The sequence below is a fragment of the Elioraea tepida genome, from assembly GCF_019203965.1.
Lineage (GTDB): Bacteria > Pseudomonadota > Alphaproteobacteria > Acetobacterales > Acetobacteraceae > Elioraea_A > Elioraea_A tepida.
The window spans coordinates 2,701,502-2,718,985 of the sequence record NZ_CP076448.1 but is presented as its reverse complement, the minus strand read 5'-3'; the positions used below and the strand labels follow the sequence as shown (position 1 = coordinate 2,718,985).

General features: G+C 68.4%; 9 protein-coding genes and 2 pseudogenes. 2 read left to right on the top strand and 9 right to left on the bottom strand.

Annotated features, from left to right (window positions below; genetic code table 11):
• Positions 1–445 precede the first annotated feature (445 nt).
• Positions 446–697, top strand: coding sequence for a helix-turn-helix domain-containing protein (locus tag KO353_RS13050; protein WP_218285170.1), 252 nt, complete (start codon positions 446–448; stop codon positions 695–697).
• On the opposite strand, the gene KO353_RS13045 is transcribed toward KO353_RS13050, so the two are convergent.
• The 8 genes from KO353_RS13045 to KO353_RS13010 all read right to left on the bottom strand — a co-directional run bounded on the left by KO353_RS13045 (position 656) and on the right by KO353_RS13010 (position 14,755).
• Positions 656–1,003 carry a hypothetical protein gene (locus KO353_RS13045; RefSeq protein WP_218285169.1) on the bottom strand — a complete coding sequence of 116 codons (348 nt, stop codon included), beginning with the start codon at positions 1,001–1,003 and terminating at the stop codon, positions 656–658. The genes KO353_RS13050 and KO353_RS13045 overlap by 42 nt on opposite strands.
• Positions 1,004–1,054: 51 nt before the next feature.
• Positions 1,055–4,390 (bottom strand): Swt1 family HEPN domain-containing protein, encoded by a 3,336-nt coding sequence (locus KO353_RS13040; protein ID WP_218285167.1) that lies wholly within the window; start codon positions 4,388–4,390, stop codon positions 1,055–1,057.
• A gap of 12 nt (positions 4,391–4,402) precedes the next feature.
• Entirely contained in the window at positions 4,403–4,921 is a 519-nt protein-coding gene (locus tag KO353_RS13035) for a DUF4276 family protein (protein WP_218285165.1), read from the bottom strand.
• A 32-nt stretch (positions 4,922–4,953) separates the two neighbouring features.
• The gene (locus KO353_RS13030; protein WP_218285164.1) at positions 4,954–6,129 is read right to left on the bottom strand and encodes an AAA family ATPase; all 1,176 of its coding nucleotides are present in this window, start codon (positions 6,127–6,129) and stop codon (positions 4,954–4,956) included.
• A 3-nt stretch (positions 6,130–6,132) separates the two neighbouring features.
• A complete protein-coding gene (locus KO353_RS13025; RefSeq protein ID WP_218285163.1) occupies positions 6,133–9,066 on the bottom strand; it encodes a DUF1156 domain-containing protein in 2,934 nt (977 codons plus the stop codon).
• An 8-nt stretch (positions 9,067–9,074) separates the two neighbouring features.
• The gene (locus KO353_RS13020) at positions 9,075–12,671 is read right to left on the bottom strand and encodes a helicase-related protein (protein WP_218285161.1); all 3,597 of its coding nucleotides are present in this window, start codon (positions 12,669–12,671) and stop codon (positions 9,075–9,077) included.
• A gap of 600 nt (positions 12,672–13,271) precedes the next feature.
• Positions 13,272–14,468: a M24 family metallopeptidase gene (locus tag KO353_RS13015; RefSeq protein ID WP_218285159.1), complete on the bottom strand. Its 1,197-nt coding sequence runs from the start codon at positions 14,466–14,468 to the stop codon at positions 13,272–13,274.
• Positions 14,465–14,755 carry a M20/M25/M40 family metallo-hydrolase gene (locus tag KO353_RS13010; RefSeq protein WP_218285157.1) on the bottom strand — a complete coding sequence of 97 codons (291 nt, stop codon included), beginning with the start codon at positions 14,753–14,755 and terminating at the stop codon, positions 14,465–14,467. The genes KO353_RS13015 and KO353_RS13010 overlap by 4 nt, the downstream gene beginning before the upstream one ends.
• Before the next feature lie 70 nt (positions 14,756–14,825).
• Between KO353_RS13010 and KO353_RS13005 the strand changes: the two are divergent.
• Positions 14,826–15,931 (top strand): annotated as a pseudogene (locus KO353_RS13005) (IS630 family transposase).
• A gap of 54 nt (positions 15,932–15,985) precedes the next feature.
• On the opposite strand, the pseudogene KO353_RS13000 reads toward KO353_RS13005, so the two are convergent.
• A pseudogene (locus KO353_RS13000) lies at positions 15,986–17,317 on the bottom strand (transposase).
• Positions 17,318–17,484: the final 167 nt, after the last annotated feature.

Here is a 17,484-nt window from a genome sequence, read left to right as displayed (position 1 = left end):
CGCGCATATGTGCGGTCCCAGTGCCGGTCCCGCAGGTCCCACCTTCGCGGCTCACGCGCGCGTATGTTGCGAGGTCCGAAGTTCGACCACGCGAATGTGTCCCAAAGTCCCGGTGCTCCAGCTCCCGCCGCTCGCGCCACGGAGCCCGAGAAGCAGCCGGATCGCCAAGGGGTAGCTTCACGCGCTCGCCGGGCCGGGTCGCGCAGGAGGCGCGCGTCCCCCCATCCGCCTCGCCGCGGTCGGAACCGCGATGTGACCGTGTGGCCAACAGCCTCAGCCCCAGCCGACCATTGCCGATCTGCTGCCGCGAGTCGTACGCAGGCACTCCGAGCTTCTGAGACCGGTCGGAGTGCCCCTAGCTGTCGTTGTTACGGAGGTTGTCCCTTCGGGGCTGAGGTTGGAGGCTGTGGTTGCCGGACCTTCAACCGCCAAGCCGGAGCCCCGGATGGACGCCGATGAGAATGCGCCCACGACGCCGCAGGGTCGACTGCCGCTGGTCGAGCGCCTGGCCGCAGGCTGGACCGTGGCCGCCGTCGCGGCGGCGCTCGGCACCAGCCCGCGCACGGTCCGCAAGTGGCGTGACCGCTTCGCCGCCGAGGGTGAGGCCGGCCTGCGCGATGGCTCCTGCCGGCGACACTGCAGCCCGTCCCGACTGTCAGCGGCGGCAGAGGCCGAGATCGCGGCACTGCGGCGCTAGCGCCTCCCTGGCCCTGCCATCGCCCGCCAGCTCGGCCAGCCGGTCTCCACGGTTGGCGTCACGTTGCGCCGTCTCGGTCTCGGCCGGCTCACGGCGCTCGATCCGCTGCGCCGAATCATCCGCTACGAGCGCGAGCGGCCGGGCGAACTGATCCACATCGACACCAAGACGCTCGGCCGCATCGGCGGCATCGGCCACCGCATCACCGGTAACCGTGGAGGACAGAGCCGCTCCCGTGGCATCGGCTGGGAGTTCCTGTACGTCGCCATCGATTCTGAAAATGCGCTTGCCCCGGCAGGTTGGCAAGCAACTCTCCCCGACACGCACACGCGCGACGGCATCGACAACGACGCAACGTCACTCTCGTTCGAAGCACTGACTATCAAAGTTCAATGTCCGACAGTTCTCGGTGACCGTGCGGACCAGTTGGTCCGTCGCCCCATGCGGGATCTTTGCTTCGATCTCGAGGGTGACTGTCACTTCCGCGCCGAGTTGGGCGACCAAGTGCGAGATGACCTCCTCCGCGATCCGCGCCGCATCGCGGCCGACCCGCGCCGAATCCAGCCGCACCGAGCCGTGGAAGCGCCGAAGCCGTGCCGGCGCCTCCGGCTGCTGACCGCGATCACCCCCCGGCCGTGGCCCGACATCGGCATCGCCGGGCGTGAGGGTTGAAGCCGCCAGCGTGAGCGCACTTGCTGCCTGGGGCGACTCCGCCTCGAGCTGCCGCGCCGCGACTTCGGGCTGCACCACAAGCCCTGGCCCCTCTGCCGTGATCGCGACCTCCCGGCCAGCGCGCAGCCCGCGGTAGCGCCCGGTCGCTTCGTCGTGGCTTTCGGCGAAGGCGAAGCTGTCGGTCTTCCAGGTCAGCAGAGCAACGCCGTCGCGGATCGCCTGCAAGAGCACCTCCGGATCGCGCAGGCGCGGCAGGTAGAGATAGCGCGCGAAATCGTCCACCAGCTGGCGAACTGGCACGTGATCACCGCGCCACAGCGGCACCTCGTCGAGGTGCTTGCGCAGGATCGTGGCTCCGAGCTTCGTGACCAGGAGTTCGTCGTTCCGCAGCTTCTTGACGGCACGCACCGCGAGAGCGTCAGCGCCTGAAAGACGGAGCGCCTGCCACGCGACGGGCGCTTGCGGGTTCGCCTGCTCGGGAACGAGAAGCCACTGATAGGTTTCCGGCAGCCTTGCCGTCACAGCACCGTCGGCGGCCTGTTTCTGCGTCTCCGCCTGCCGCACCTGGTACGGGTCGAGATTGAGCGTTTCCTTCTCCGCCACGATCGACGACCAGGCGAGATATCTGCGCACGGCCTCGTCGAGGTCCTGCAGCCGCACCCGGTCGGCGGCGAGGAAGACGAGCGTGTTGCGATACAGACGCGGCGCAGTCCCGCGCGAGTCAAGGATTGCCTGTGCCGCCTTCTCCGCGGCGTTGTCGTTCTCCCTGCTGTAGGCATATTCTGGGGAAAGAACGACAAGGCGCGTCTCGAGATCGTCCGGAACATCGGCGCTCGAGCGCGGCAGGGCGTGAACGCGGGGGAATTCGCCGCGTTGCCTAAGATCGGCGTTCAGCCGCCTCTCGAGCTCCACCGCCACCTGGTCAGGATCACGCTTGAGCTGTTCGGCCCGGTCCTCGGCGAGCTTGGTGACCGTCGGCTGCGTCGCATACCAGGCGCGCGCGCCGTCCTGGTAGAGATAGGTGGCGGCGGCGGCGAGCCTGCGCAGCGCGTCGCCGAAGACGGCGGGCGACTCGCCGGGCATCACGCAGCCGAGCTTCACCTGCCTGTCCTCGAGGCCCCGCTGGGCGGCCGAAGCCGTCGGCGCCGAGCCGAGGTAGATCGTCCGCGCCACACGACGCGTCGCCGAGAGCTTGCCGAGATTGGGCACCTCCGCGTCGATCTTCAGCGGCAGCGAGTTCGGGCCATCGACGTCCTTCTCGATGATCGGCACCCAGTTGTCGGAGAGATAGCGCGTCAGTTCGAACTGCACGCGCGGATCGTCGATCGGGATGGTGGAGGGCAGGATCAGGGGGCTGCGGTCCCCCTTCTCCCACAGGCTGTGGATCACCGCCGCCATCAGCCGCAGCACGCCGCGTGTGCGCTGGAACTTCACGAGCGAGGACCAGTCCGTGTAGAGCCGGTCGAAGATCTCAGGGTGGATCGGATAGGCGGCCTGGATGCGCTTCTCGTAGTCGCCGCTTCGGCATTCGGGCGGGAAGTCGGCGCCTTCGGCGCGGTAGAGATCGGCGAAGGCGCGCGCCGTGAGGTCGCGATACTTGTAGAGCTCGCCAGGGATCGGCTGGAACAGGCGGCGGCGGACGATCTCGAAACCCTCCTCGGCAGAGGCTGGCCGCCAGGCGGACTCGAGACGGCCGATGACGTTGCGCAGGCGATCGAGCGCCTCGCGGCCGCGAATGCCGCCGACCTCAACGTCCTCCGCCTGGGTGTGGGGTGAGCCGCCGGAATCGGAGGCGGGCAGGGAGACGACGAGCAGGCAGTTCTTCGCGAGCTTGGCTGATTCCGTCAGCGCCTGGGCGAAGCTGAACTGGGTTTCGAAGCTTCCTGCCGGGAGGTCGCTCGCGTCGTGAAGCTGGCGCGCATAGGCGACCCATTCGTCGACGAGAACGAGGCAGGGGGCGTAGGCGTTGAACAGCTCGCGCAGCGCATCGCCCGGGCTGGTGGCCTTCTCGTCGTCCTGCGCGATGCGCGCGAAGGCCTGCTTACCGCCGAGCTGCCAGGCGAGTTCCCCCCACAGCGTGCGCACCACCGTGCCGTCGGGCTTGGTCACCGGATTGCCCGGCGAGATCTTGTTGCCCACCAGCACGACGCGCGTCGCCTTCGGCACGGTCTTCACGCCCGCCTCGGCCAGCACGGTCTCGATCCCCGCCAGCTCGCCGGGTGCGGCGCCGCCGAACAGGTGGTAGAGCGCCAGCATCGAGTGCGTCTTGCCGCCGCCGAAATTGGTCTGCAGCTGCACCACCGGGTCGCCCCCCTGGCCCGAGAGGCGCTGTACGGCGCCGACCAGGAGCCGCCTCAGGCTCTCGGTCAGGAAGGTGCGCCTGAAGAACTCGGCGGGGTTGCGGTATTCGTCGCTGCCTTCGCCGAGATGCACCTGCCACAGATCGGCGGCGAACTCCGCCTGCTGGTAGCGGCCGGAGGCGACATCGGCATGCGGCGTCACCACCTCGCGCCAGGGCTTGAGGTTGCCCGCGGCCGCGGGCTCGATCAGGGACCCGCCGGCCTTGCGCTTCTCGCCCCGCACCTGCTCGTCAAAGACGAGGCGGCGCAGCTCCATCTTCATGCGGCTGACCTCGTCGGCCTCCGGCGCGGAGACGGCGGCGAGCAGGCGGCTCGCCGAATCCAGCGCGCGGTCGGCGTCGTCGCTCGAGAAGGGCTCCTGATGCGCCCATTTGTTGCGCCAGTCCCGCAACTCCTGCACCAGCGAGCGTTCCGCCCGGCCGAGGGTGCGGCCGAAGACGTCGTTCCAGCTCTCCCACATCAGCTTGAGCAGGCCGGCAACGTCCCATTGCGTGATCGGCTTCTGGCCGAGGATCGGGTCCTCGGCGAAGCGGCGCACGGCGTCCATGCGGACGGTGCCGGCCTTCACCGCGGCGTGGATCTCGCGCTCGACGAAGGGGGCGAGGCCTGAGCGCAGAAGCTCCATCCCCTTGCCGACGCGTTCGTGGTTGGTGATGGCCATGGCGGCAGCCTATCAGCTTGCGTAACGCAGCGACGACCGCCGCACCGCGTCGATCAATGCCCGAAAGCTCTCCGACCTGTTGCGATGCGGATCCATCACCGCTGCCATGCGCCGTGCAGCGGCGACCTTCTGGAACGATGGTACCAGGCGTTGCAGCTCCTGGCTGGGACGCTGCACCCTATCGGGTTCACGGAAGCGCGCCTGTCTGGCGAGCCCTGCGAGGTTTGCATCATCAAAGGCAGCAGAGAGCGCCTCGGGATCGCCAAGATACCATGCCTCGAGCTCCTGGCAGGCGATCCGCACGGTCGTGTCGGGTTTGGCGCAGCAGAGCGAAATCAGATGTCGCTTCAGCGCACCGCAATCACCGCCGTCATTGTCGCGCAGGACGATGAAGCGGGCCCCTGGCTCTCGCCACGCCTGAAGCTTTCTTCGAATGCTCCGCTCGAGATCGCTTTTTCCCTCGTGCATGATACAAATGAAATCGAGGCCACGAAACACACGCGGCAAAAAAGATTCCAGAAAGACCTTCATGGAATACTCTTCGAGGAGGAAGACTAGGCGGCTCATCGCGGCCCGGCGCCCTCGAAGAGACCCTGTCGCCAAAGTGCCCTAGGGAGGTCTCCCGCTTCCACAAGGCTGCGCAGGTTTTCATCATCGGAGGCTCGGCGAACTGTGGTGAAGCCCTCACGCTTGACGAGCCAGTAGATTTCGTCGAGACGCACGCCGTTGAGGAAATCTGGCGAATGGGTCGAGACGAAGACCTGCCCGCCGCGGCGCGCGTAATCGCGAAACTCCTCGGCAAGCTCCTGCATCAGCTCTGGGTATAGTTGGTTCTCCGGCTCCTCCACGGCCAGCAGCGGATGAGGCCGGGGATCGTAGAGGAGCAGCAGGTAGGCGAACATCTTGATCGTGCCGTCCGAGACATAGCGGGCGATGAACGGGTCCTTGAAGCTGCCGTCTTGGAAGCGCAGGACGAGCCGCCCATCTTCGGTCGACTTGGCCTCCACACGAGTGACGCCGGGAACGCGTCGGCGCATCGCCTCCAGGACCTGGTTGAAGCGCTCTCGGTGGTGCTCGAACATGTATTGCGCCACCTGGGCGATATTCTCGCCCTGCGTCGAGAGATGTTCGGCATAGCCCGCCTCCGCACTCGGGCGGGCCTCGCTGATGTGGAAATCGGAAATGTGCCAGTTTTCGATCAGGCTGCGGAACTTCGCGACGACCCGGAATTCCTTGAACTGCCCGAGGCCCTTGATGGCCAGCACACTGGGGTCGTCCAGCACGTAAGGCTCACGCTCCTCCGTGACGCCCTCTTGGCCATAGGCGGCCTCATTGGTGATCGCGCTGCCCTGGCCGCGCGAGAAATCGACGAAATGCCAGGGCTTGCCATGGCTGCCGCGGCGGAACTTCAGGATTTCGCGATGGACGACGGGCCGGCCGCCCGCCACGGCGACCTGCAGCTCATAGGTGGCGAGCCGGCCGCCGCTTTCTCGAAACTTGAGTTCGATCCGGATCGGGCCGGGCTGCCCGCGGCTCACCGGTTCGTGGAAGCCGCCTCGGCGGGCCACGGCGGTGCCCACATTCTGGGTCAGCGCATCCTTGAGGAAGGAGAAGACGTCGAAGAGGGTGGACTTGCCGGAGCCGTTGGCACCCACGACGACGCACATGCGCGGCAGGTCGCGCAAGATCGCCTGGCGGAAGAGCCGGTAGTTCTCGATGGCGATGGTTTCGATCTGCATGCATCAGCCCCCCGCGGCTTCGAACAGGTCGCGCGCCGCCGGGCCGCTCTCGCGGGCGAGGCGGGCGATCTCGGGCCAGCTCTGCACGAGGGCGTTGTAGGAGAGGGCGTCGGCGGCGCGCTTCTTGCGCTCGGCGATCACATAGAGGCGGTAGGCGAGGTCGCGCGCGACCTCCGCCTTGGCGCCGAGTTTGGCGACCAGCGCTGCCGCCGCGGCCTCGCCACCCGTTTCGAGGGCGCGGATGAGGTGGTGCACGCTCTCCCAAGCGGTCAGGCGCGGGTCGGTGGCGGGGTCCCACTCGGGCGGCAGTTCGGCGGGCGGCTTGAGGCGCACCTTGCCGCGGCGGGAGTCCAGGATGCCGGCTTCGGCGAGGCCGGCGACCGAGGTGTTCTTGGCCTTGGAGAGGGTTTCGGCGACGCCGAACTCCCCGTCCGCGAAGCCGTATTGGTCGAACCAGGCGAGTGCCCAGCGGCTGTCGGCGTCGACATCGCCTTCCTGCTCGGCCAGAACCTCATCGAGGGTGGCGTTGATCAGGGCGAGCGCCTCCCGCACCGAGAGCGGCTTGCCTTCGGCGTCCAGCACGCGGGCGTAGCGGGTGAAGACGGCCATGCCGGGGCCGATGGCGGCCTGGGCGAGGTCAACGGGCGCGATGTTGCCGTGCTGGAGGTGGCGCAGGGCGGTGGGGAGTTCGGCCTTGAGCTGGCTGAGGAATTCGCGGCGGGTGGCGGAGGGGGCGTCGGCGGGGCGCGGGCGGCAGACCAAGACGATCGAGGAGGCGAGGGCGGCGACGGTCTTCTTCAGATTGCCGACGAGTTCCGTCCGAACCGGCCAAGTTCCGCTGATGCCAAAGCCGGCGCGGATCACGGCATCGAGGAAGGTTTCCCAGCCTGTGCTGGCGGTTCCTTCCACCGCGCCGGTTTCGGCTTGCTTGAAGGCGTAGTAGATGGAAACGGGAAAGGCCGGGTGTGACTGGGCTGCGGAGCGCTGCATCGCCCGTGACATGCCGGCGAGGAAGAGCGTCTCTGCCTCCTTCTTCCCGCCGTGGCGATAGGGCGAGGCGACAAGTTCTTCGGCCTTTGGCACGGCCATAGTTCCAAGGAGTTCGGGGAATACCCCCCGCAGGCTTCGCCGGACCCAAACGTAAAAGAAGTCTGACAGGTCAGCATAGCCGATGTTGTCGAAGTAGGGCGGATCCGTCGAAATGATGCACAGGCCGTTGCTGATTATCGCGCGCGCATCGGCTTGGCGGGCGCTGCTCCCGGTGCCTTGGGCGGGAAGTGTTGCCGCGGCGTTCGTCAAATAGCCAACTTGGCCATCGAAACTGCCGCTTGAGCCGCTCAGCGGGTTGGCTTCGACGAAATCCCAGACCATCGGCAGCGCTTGCCGCGCGAAGACCTGCTGAACGTTCTGCCCGCCGGCGTCCCAAAAGGTGAGGGTTGACAACCGATTGGCCTGGCGGCTGACGCTGAGGCCCAAATACACCCCCACCGCCTCCGCGTAGGCTGTCGCGCCGGTGCCGCCGTCGCGCAGTGGCGTGGGGTCGTCGGGCAGGCCGGCGGCGAGGGCGTCGGCGCGGATGCGCGCCATCGCCTCCCCCACCAGATCGGAAAAGGTCGTCAGCGCCACCAACTGCCGGTCGGTGAACAGATCGCCGAAGGTCGTCAGGCCGTAGGCTACGCACCAGATGGCACGCGGGTCGTCGGGCAGGGACGTCTCCGGCTTCCACGCCGGCCGCGCCTGCCGCGCTGCCGCCTCATGCTCCGGCGTCGGCGAGAGATAGACACGCCCCCGCTCGCCCTCGGCGACGATGGCCATCAGTCGCGCGCCCATCCGCCCGGCCTGACCCTCCGCCTTGATGTGGTCGCCAGCAATCGGCGTGCCCGACATCACACACCGAAAATTCGCCCCGCGCGCCAGCTTGGTGCCGGCCTTCGCTTCCGGCGGCGGCTTCCCCACCCGCACCACGAACCGGTAGCCCTTCGCCCGCGCAGCGCGTTCCGCGAGGCCAACAAGATCGCCCCCGCCCATGCCGAGGTCCTGCACGGGGGCGGCCTCGATCACCGGCTCCACCCAGGCCTCCTTGCCCGCCTTGCTGGAGAGCAGGAAACTCGAGGCGAGCGGAACCTCCACCTCCGCAAAGGCCGGGTTGGGGCTTCGCACCGTGCGCGCCCAGAGCCAGGCGATCACCGTCAGCCTCCGGCCGAGATAGGGCTTGAGGTCCGGCCGCTCCGCCACCATCGCGGGCGTGATCTCGACCTTCGGGTAGAGATGGCCGATGCGCTTCTCGGCCTCGTCGCGCATCCACTGGCCGTAGTGGCGCACATCCTCCGCCAGGCCCTGCGCGCCCTTCCAGTGCCGGTGCAGGTCCCGCTTCGGGTTCACCGGCGGCTGCCCGGCGAAGCGCGGCGGGATTTCGATCATCGCCTTGGTGATCAGCACCGCCACGGGGTTGAGGTCGCTCCCATGCGCCTCGAGCCCGAGCCGCTGCGCCTCGAGCGGCAGGGTGCCGCCGCCGCAGAAGGGATCGTGGAAGGCGGGCAGGCGGTCAGGATCGAAGAGCTCCGCGGCGCGCGGATGGCCGGCATTGTCGGCGCAGGCACGCCGCCAGGACGCCCAGATCTCGTCGCGCGCGCGCTGCAACACGTCCTCGTTGGTGGTGTTCTCCCACTGCACGAGCTGCTCGATCAGGCGGAACAGGCGCTGGCGTTCGCGCTCCTGCTCGGCTTCCGTCGGGAAGAGCTCGGGCACCGAGGAGGGATCATCCACCATCTGCGCGAAGATCACCGCGCGGGCGGCGGCCAGCGGCCGGCGCGCCCACCAGAGATGCAGCGTGGAGGGGTGCCCGTGGCGGATGGATTTCTCGCGCGCCGAGGCGGCGTTGATCGCCTCCAAAGGCAGGGCGACCTCGATGAGCTTCTTGCGTGTCTTGACGGTCATCTGCGGCCTCAGGAGGGTGGCGCGGCTTCGGCGAGAAGCTGCGCGAAGGGGAAGGTGACGGTGGCGCCGGCGAAATCGGTGGTCAGCCCCTTGCCGTGGAAGGGCCGGCGCAGATAGCGCACCTGGTGCGAGCCATCCGCCTCGAAGGCGACGAGGGCGAGGATGAAGTCGTCCGGCTTGTTCAGCGAGGTGAGGATCTCGTTCTTGGTCACGGTGATGGTGTCCGCGCCCGCCACGCGCCCCTTCACCTCGATGAAGCGCAGGCGGCCGGTGCCGGGGATGGCGCTTTCGATGTCGTAGCCGAGCTTCTCCGCCTCTCGGTCCACCGGGACGAAGCCCAGGGAGCGTTCGACCTCCATCACGATCGCCCGCGCCCGCGCCGCGGCGGCCTGGGTGTCGGCGGCGGCCTGCGCATCGGGTACCGGCCGGCCCTGCATCGCTCGGATCAGCCCAAGCGGCGCCACCAAGAGCCCGCCCAACACCACGGGCGGCAGCGGAGAGAATTGGCGCTCGCGCCGGATCTCCTCCAGCCGACGCTGCAGCCGCGCCTGCAGCTCATCCGCCCGTTTCCGGGCCTCGCCCGAGTTCAGCCGGGCATTGGGCTTGCCGGCGCGCTCCTGCTCCTTGAGCTGCTCGGCGCGGTGGTCCCAATAGCTGATCTCCTTGGTCAGGCGGTCCTTCACCGCCGCCTCGGTCTTGTCGAGGAGCTCGACCTTGCGGGCGCGCACCTCAGCAAGATGCGCGGGCACCACCTCGGCGATCGCGTGGGCCTGCGCCTTGGCTTCGAGGTCGCGGGCAAGCCAGCCGCATTCTGGCCGGGCGAGGATGGCCTCGGGGCTCGGTTCGCCTTCGGCCAGCGGGCGGTAGTCGAGATAGGGCGCGTAGTTCAGGTGCCGCGCGAGCCCGTCGGCCCCGATCTCGACGAAGAGCAGTCGTTTGGAGATGACACGCCGCTCGCCGCTGCGGGTGAGGCTGCCGTCCTGGATCGCGTGCTCCAAGAAGAACAGCACGCGCGGGTTGAGGCTGAGGTCCCGCTCGTCCACCAGCACGGTGCCCCGGCGCAAGAGGTCGCGGTGGCGTTCGAGCGTGATGTCCGTCACCGCATCCAGCAGCGGATGGCCAGGGCAGAGGAAGGCGGCGGGCGGTGCCCCGGGCGGGGCGATCAGCTCCTTCTCGAAGGCGATTCGCTCGTAGCGGGGCAGCACCGGCTCGCCGAGGCCGATCAGCCGGTCGCGGCCGCGCACGACTGCGGGCACATAGGTGATCTCGTAGCGCCGGCTCTCCCGCTGCCGCACGCTGCCGCCGAGGCGTTGGAAGGCCTCGAGGAAGAAGGCCTCGACATAATGCGGCTGTAGGCGACGCGCCTCCGCCCGTTCCATCTCCTCGCGGATGCGATGGACGCGCGAGGCGTCCATGACGTCATGCGCGAGCGCGCGCTCCTCGACCAGCTCCCGGAGTGCCGCCGGATCGACCGCCTGTTCCACCACCCGGTTCAGGCGGGCGCGCACCTCGGGCTGCTCGCCGTAGCGGATCGCCTCCACGAGGAGCTCGCGTAGCGGCCGCCCCTCGAACTGAACCTTGCCGAGGACGTCGAAAACTTGGCCGCCAAGTGCGTTGCGCGCCTGCTCGAGCTTCTCGAGCAGCCGGCGGTAGACGTCGCCCTCCCGTGTCTCTTCGGCCACGAGGTTCCAGAGATGGCAGACTTCGGTCTGGCCGATGCGGTGGATGCGCCCGAAGCGTTGTTCCAGGCGGTTGGGGTTCCAGGGCAAGTCGTAGTTCACCATCAGATGCGCGCGCTGGAGGTTGATGCCCTCTCCGGCGGCATCGGTGGCGATCAGCACCTGAACCTCGGGATCGTGCCGGAAGGCTTCCTGCGCCTTCATCCGTTCCTCGCGGCCCATGCCGCCATGGATGACGACCACGGCGCCCGCGCGGCCGAGCAAGGTGCCGATCCGGCTCTGGAGGTAGTTCAGCGTGTCGCGGTGCTCGGTGAAGATGACGAGCTTCTGGCGCGGCGATGGCGTAGGTTTGGGCGAAACCGGCAGGCCGGCGTCGAAGGGCTCCGCCTCTTCCGCAAGGCCGTTGGCGATGGCGGCGGGCGTGAAAATCTCGCTGAGCAGGTTGGCGAGTTCGCGCCACTTCTTGTCCTCGCCGCTGCGGCGGATGGACAGGGCAAGACCTTCAAGGCGCTCCAGCGTCTTGATCTCGACGCGCAGCTCGCCGATGGAGCGGGCAGCGGTTGCCTCGTCGAGGACCTGTTCCTCGATTGCTTCCGATTCCGCATCGGAGGCGTCCTCGAGGTCCTCCATATCCTCACGGTCGAGCGCCGGAGCCTGTGCCACAATAGCACTCTCCACCTGGCCGCCGCGCTGCAGGACCTCGAGCTCCCTCAGCCGGCTTTGCAGCCGTTCCCGCCGGCGGCGAAGGGATTGGTAGATGGCCTCCGGCGAGGAAGCGAGGCGCCGCTGCAGGATGGTCAGGGCAAAGCCGACGGTGCCCGCGCGCTTGTCGTTCTCCAGCGCCTCGGCGCGGTTGAACTCCTCGCGCACATATTCGGTGACGGCCTTGTAGAGCGCGGCTTCGGCGTCCGAGAGGCGGTAGGGGACGGTGTAGGCGAAGCGGTCGGGGAACAGCGGACGACCGTCGAACTTCAGGAGATTCTCCTTCACCATGCGGCGCATGAGGTCGGAGACATCGGCGGTGTGCACCCCGTCGCGGAAACGGCCTTCGAAGCGGTCGCCGTCGAGGAGGGCCATGAAGAGCTGGAAATCCTCCTCCTTGCCGTTGTGCGGGGTCGCGGTCATCAGCAGGAAGTGCCGGGTCAGGGTCGAGAGCAGCTGGCCCAAACGGTAGCGCTTCGTGTATTTGACCTCGCCGCCAAAGAAGGTGGCGGAAAGCTTGTGCGCCTCGTCGCAGACAATCAGATCCCAGCGGCACTCAGGCGCCTGGAGCTTCGCCTGCACATCCTCATTGCGCGCGAGCTTGTCGAGCCGCGCGATCACAAGGTTGGTTTCGAGAAACCAGTTGCCCGTTCGCGCCGCTTCGAGCTTATCGTTCGTCAGGATCTCGAAGGGCAGATGGAACCGACGATAGAGCTCGTCCTGCCACTGCTCGGCCAAACTGCCGGGGCAGACGACAAGGCAGCGCTGCAGATCGCCACGGGCGATCAGCTCCTTGATCAGCAGCCCTGCCATGATGGTCTTTCCCGCGCCCGGGTCGTCGGCGAGAAGGAAGCGCAGCGGCTGCCGTGGCAGCATGCACTCGTAGACGGCCGTGACCTGGTGGGGCAGCGGCTCGACGAGGGAGGTGTGGACGGCCAGAACAGGGTCGAAGAGATGCGCGAGGTGGATGCGCTGTGCCTCCGCTACGAGGCGGAAGAGGGCGCCGTCACCATCGAAGCTCCAGGGCCGCCCCTCCTCCACGAGCTCGAGGTCAGGCTCGCGGTCGCGGAAGATGAGCTCATTGCCGACCCTGCCCGTCGCGTCCTTGTAGGTGATCTCGACCACGTCCGAGCCGTGCCAGCGTGCGTTCACGATCGTGACGACGCCCGTCGGGAGGACGCCGCGGACGGTGGTGTTGGCGGTGAGGTCCTCGAGTGAGGCCATGTCAGCCCTCTGGTCTCGCCGCGCTGACCGGCGCGATGCCTCCGGCGACCGAGCCTGTGGCGTGATCGATACGGGCCGGGCACGCGCGCGCGGCCAGGCTCGGATGGGCGCCTCGCGTTACACGGCGTTCGGCCGTGACGCCGTCCTGGTGCCGATCGAAGTCCGCTGGCTGCCTGTCCTTGACCGTCATCGGCTGGCGATGATGCCACGCGGTCGAGGCCAGGAAAGGGCGATGCGGCATTGAGCTGCGCGGGAAAGCGCGGGCGCGCGGGCCAGTCCGTCTGATCCTGACGTGCTGGAGAGCTCCCCGTTCGACGCTCGGCCGCGGCAGCAGCGCGCGCGGAAACAGATCGCGCCAAGGCGCGGCTTCACCACCGGCCCGGTTTGAGAGGCGATCAGACGAAGCGGGCTGCCGCGGTCCGCCCAGCGCGAGCGCGCGGCCCGAGACGCACGCAATCGGCTCGATCAAGAGCACGACGTGCCGCAGCGACTGCAGCGGAGCGACCGCGCCTTGGGAGCGTAACGTCGAGCGACAGGGTCCGTCGCACAGTGGGACACGTCAGAACGGATCCGGTGTGATCGCGGCCAGGTTCGGCAGGGCTAAATGCGCCACAGTTTGGGCGGAAGGCGTGAGAACACCTCGGGCGCCCCGTCGCAGATGGCGAAGGTCTGGCCGAGGCCAGCGGCGAGGCCCGTGCGTGTGTCCGGGATCATGACGTGCACGAAGAACACCATGCCCGGTTCCATCACCAGCGGATTGCCGCTGTAGATCATCGGCGGCACGTCCATCCAGGTGGGCCGGAAGGTGCAGCCGAGGGCATAGCCGCAGGCCGAATAACGAGCCGCGGCAAAGCCCGCCTCGTCGAGCACGCGTCGGTGGATGTCGTCGAGCGTGCCGAGGGTCACGCCTGGGCGGGCGGCGTCGAGGATCCGCGCGAGCGCCTCGGCGGCAATGTCCATCATCGCCTGCTGGCGCGGATCGACCGGCCCGACGGCGACCGTGCCCTCGATGCAGGCGTGGTAGCGGCAGAACGACGCCCCGAGTTCGAGCAGAAGCTGGTCCTGGGGCGCGATCGTGCGCGGGCCTCCGATGCCGCGTCCGAACAGAGCGCGGGGGCCGGAGTTCACCAGAGGGCCGCCCGCGGGCATGTCGGCCCCGCCGGTGAGCATTGCGGCAACGCCTGCGGCGGTGACGGCGCTGTCGAGCACGCCGGGGCGGGCAGCGGCGACCATCGCTTCGATGGCGTCGTCGGCGAGCGTGCCGGCGCGTCGTATTAGGGCCAGTTCGGCCGGGCTTTTCACAAGGCGCAGGCGCCGCACAAGGTCCGAGGCGTCCTCGAGCGTGCAGAAGCCGGCGAGTGCGGCCTCCAGCGCGCGGCCGTTGGCGGCGGTCAAGCCATACGTGGCGAATTCGACACCGATCCGAGCGCCCTTAAGGCCGAGTTCTTCGAGGATCGCACTAAGCTCCAGAGCAGGGTTCGCACCTTCGGCATCGAACCAGATCCGGATTTCGTCGTAGAGCGACGCGACCTCGGCCTGACGCAGATCCGGGCGGCGGGTGAGCAGGACGGTTGGCCGGTCGTCGGTGGTAATGACGCCGGCCTGGAAGAACACGTAGCCTGCCGTGTCAAAGCCCGTCAGGTAGCAGTGGCTTTCCTGGGCGAAGACGAGGAGAGCTGCGAGGCCGCGGCGACGCAGCTCGGCGCGGGCGGCACCAAGCCGCGCCGCATGCTCGGAAGCGGGGAAGCGCAGCAAGACGGGACGGCCGCCTGCGCTGACTGCTGCGATCTCGCTCATCCGTCAAGACCGCAGATCTCGGCCGTACAGATCAGGTAGATCCGCGCCATGTCGGGAAAATCCGCGATGTCGACCCGCTCGTCCGGCATGGTGTTGTAGCGCCCGCCAGGCCCGCACACGACGCCCTCCATGCCGAGCTCGGCATAGAGGTGACCCGCGTCGGTGCCGTAGAAGCCCGGGGGCGTGATGGCGCCGGTTGGCTGGTCTTCACCGCGCACGGCACGATAGGCGGCATTAAGCACCTTGACGATGCGCGCCTCTCGATCAACCCGGAAGGCGGGCATCATCGGGCGGCCGGCTACTGGTTTGATCGAGTTGATGATTCCCTTGTTGGCCCAGACGTGGGAGTCTGGGCGGATGAGGGAAGGCGTTGAGGTCCGGCTCCGGCCGGGCGACCGGGAGCGGCTTGAGGCGTGGTCTGCGACCGCAAGAGCTCGCGGCACCACGTCTGGCGGGCTCGGATCGTGCTGATGACCGCGGACGGCGCGGGCACGATGGCGATCCGCGCGGCGACCGGCAAAGGCAAACCCACGATCTGGCGCTGGCAGGCGCGCTCCATGCACGACGGTGCCGAGGGCTTGTTCCGCGACGCCCCGCGAGGCCGCGCCTTCGCTTCCACCTCGCCTGAGCAGATCGCCGCGGTGGTCGAACGCACGCTGCACGGCGACCCGCCAGCGGCGACGCACTGGACGTTGCGCTCGATGGGGAAGGCGAGCGGCCTGGCGCCGTCCACCATCCACCGCATCTGGCGCGAGCACGGCCTGAAGCCGCACCGGGTGGAGACCTTCAAGCTCTCCAACGACCCGAAGTTCGTCGAGAAGGTCCGCGGGCTGCAGGCAACGCCCGAAGGGCGGTACATCGTCGGCCTCTACGTCAACCCGCCCGAGCACGCCCTGGTGCTGTCGGTGGACGAGAAGAGCCAGATCCAGGCGCTCGACCGCACCCAGCCGGGACTGCCGATGAAGCGTGGCCGGGGTGCCACCATGACGCACGACTACAAGCGGCACGGCACGACAACGCTGTTCGCCGCGCTCGACGTGAAGGCGGGCACGGTGATCAGCCAGTGCATGCTCCGCCACCGCGCGGCCGAGTTCATCCGCTTCCTGCGGCTGATCGACAAGCAGACCCCTGCCGAACTCGACCTGCACCTGATCCTCGACAACTACGCCGCCCACAAGACTGAGGCGGTGAAGCGCTGGTTGGCCCGGCATCCCCGCTTCCACCTCCACTTCACGCCGACCTCGGCCTCCTGGATCAACGCCGTCGAGGGCTTGTTCGCCACGCTGACAAAGCGTCGCCTGAACCGCGGCGTCTTCCGCTCCGTCATCGAGCTGAACCAGGCCATCCGCGCCTATCTCAATGCCCACAACGCCGACCCGAAGCCCTTCCGCCGGATCGCGCCCGCCAACACCATCATCGGCACGCACCAGCGCGGGAAACCTTCGCTGGAATCACTCCACTAGCAGCCTGTCGGGTTTGGGTCTGCGGCGTATGTTTTGGTGTGTCGGGTGGGGAGGTCATGGCTGCTGCAGGCGATGGAGCCTGCGGCAGAGGTGTAGGCGAGAGCGATCAGGGTCCACTCGGCGGCGGCGTTGGCGATGCTGCGGAGGCGGAAGCGGGTGAAACCGATGGCGGCCTTGATGATGCCGAAGACGGGTTCGACGGTCTGCGTGTGGCGGGCGTAGCGGGCTTTGGCATCTTCGGTCTCCAGCTTGGCCTGCATCTTCAGACGCCAGGGTTCGCTGATACGGCGCGGCGGCTTCGGATCGGGCGGGGGGCGGACGTCGTAGGGCCGGTGCGGCTGGGTGCGGCCGATGGCGACCAGCGGCTCGATCCCCTTTGCCTCCAGGGCGGCAACAGCCTCGGCGGAGGCGAAGCCGGCATCAGCGATGACGGTCGTCGGCAGGCCGAGGCCGTCCTTCATGCCGAGGATGGTCGCGGCGAAGCTCGGCGCATCGGAGGGGCAGGCAGTGAGGTTGGTGGCGAGGATCAACTGCGACCCCTCGGCGCAGACCTGGGCCTCGGGCGTTGTAGGCCTGGCGGTATTCATGCGCGTCGGAGCGGCGCATCAGCGCGCTGTCGGGATCGGTGAGGTTGGATTGCCGCGTCGGCGGCGGGTCGTCCTCTGGCGGCTTGGGCGGACGGCCGCGCCGGCCGGTCTTGGCGTCGTCGGCGGCCTGCTTCGCCTCGGCCTCGGCGCGGGCCTGCTCCCTCCAGCCGGGCGCAGGCGGCATCCAGCTTGGCCTTCAGCGCCTCGCGCCTTGCGATCTCGGCGGGCAGCGCCTGCGGGTCGGGCTGATCCTCGGCATCGGCCGCTTCGGCGCGGGCGGTCAGCTCGGCGATGTCGGCGGCGAGCCTGGCGCGCAGGTCCTTCGCCCGGTCGTAGCGCACCGAGCGGATCTTGGAGGCGTTGGCGTCGATCTTGGTGCCGTCGATCGCCACCGTGCCGAGGCGAAGCAGGCCGCTCTCGCGGGCCAGCAGCAACACCTGCAGGAAGGCCGCCTCGAAGGCAGCGCGGTTGGCGCGACGGAAGGCAGCGATGGTGTCGTGGTCGGGGTGCAGGTTCGCCGCCACGTAGCGCACGCCGAGGTCGCGATAGGTCCCCCGCTCGATCCGGCACGAGGAGAAGATGCCGTTGGCGTAGGCGTAGATCAGCAGCGCCAGCAGCAGGCGCGGATGATACTCTGCGGCTTGCCGCCGGGGATCGGACGCACCGCGAAGGCGCCAAGCGGCACCCGCTCCACCGCCGCCACCACGAAATGCGCCACATCATCGGCCGGAAGCCAGTCCCTGGCATCCGGCGGCAACAAGAAGGCCTGGTCGCGGCTGAACGGAATGAACTGCGTCATGCACCGCAGAGGCCCCCATTCCAGGCACCCCGGGAATCCGACAGGCTGCTAGAGGGCTCCGAGAGCGCCCTGAACCCCTCCGGACGCTCGCGCGAGGGCAGTGCCGGCGGACGACGAAAAGGAGTCCGCGAAGAGTCCGCGGAGGGAAAGCCGCGCCGGAACGGCTT

Bases quoted from the DNA above. Each gene is read 5' to 3' on its own strand.
- KO353_RS13050 (WP_218285170.1), top strand. From the start codon at position 446: ATGGACGCCGATGAGAATGCGCCCACGACGCCGCAGGGTCGACTGCCG.
- KO353_RS13040 (WP_218285167.1), bottom strand. From the start codon at position 4,390: ATGGCCATCACCAACCACGAACGCGTCGGCAAGGGGATGGAGCTTCTG.
- KO353_RS13035 (WP_218285165.1), bottom strand. From the start codon at position 4,921: ATGAAGGTCTTTCTGGAATCTTTTTTGCCGCGTGTGTTTCGTGGCCTC.
- KO353_RS13030 (WP_218285164.1), bottom strand. From the start codon at position 6,129: ATGCAGATCGAAACCATCGCCATCGAGAACTACCGGCTCTTCCGCCAG.
- KO353_RS13025 (WP_218285163.1), bottom strand. From the start codon at position 9,066: ATGACCGTCAAGACACGCAAGAAGCTCATCGAGGTCGCCCTGCCTTTG.
- KO353_RS13020 (WP_218285161.1), bottom strand. From the start codon at position 12,671: ATGGCCTCACTCGAGGACCTCACCGCCAACACCACCGTCCGCGGCGTC.
- KO353_RS13015 (WP_218285159.1), bottom strand. From the start codon at position 14,468: ATGAGCGAGATCGCAGCAGTCAGCGCAGGCGGCCGTCCCGTCTTGCTG.
- KO353_RS13010 (WP_218285157.1), bottom strand. From the start codon at position 14,755: ATGATGCCCGCCTTCCGGGTTGATCGAGAGGCGCGCATCGTCAAGGTG.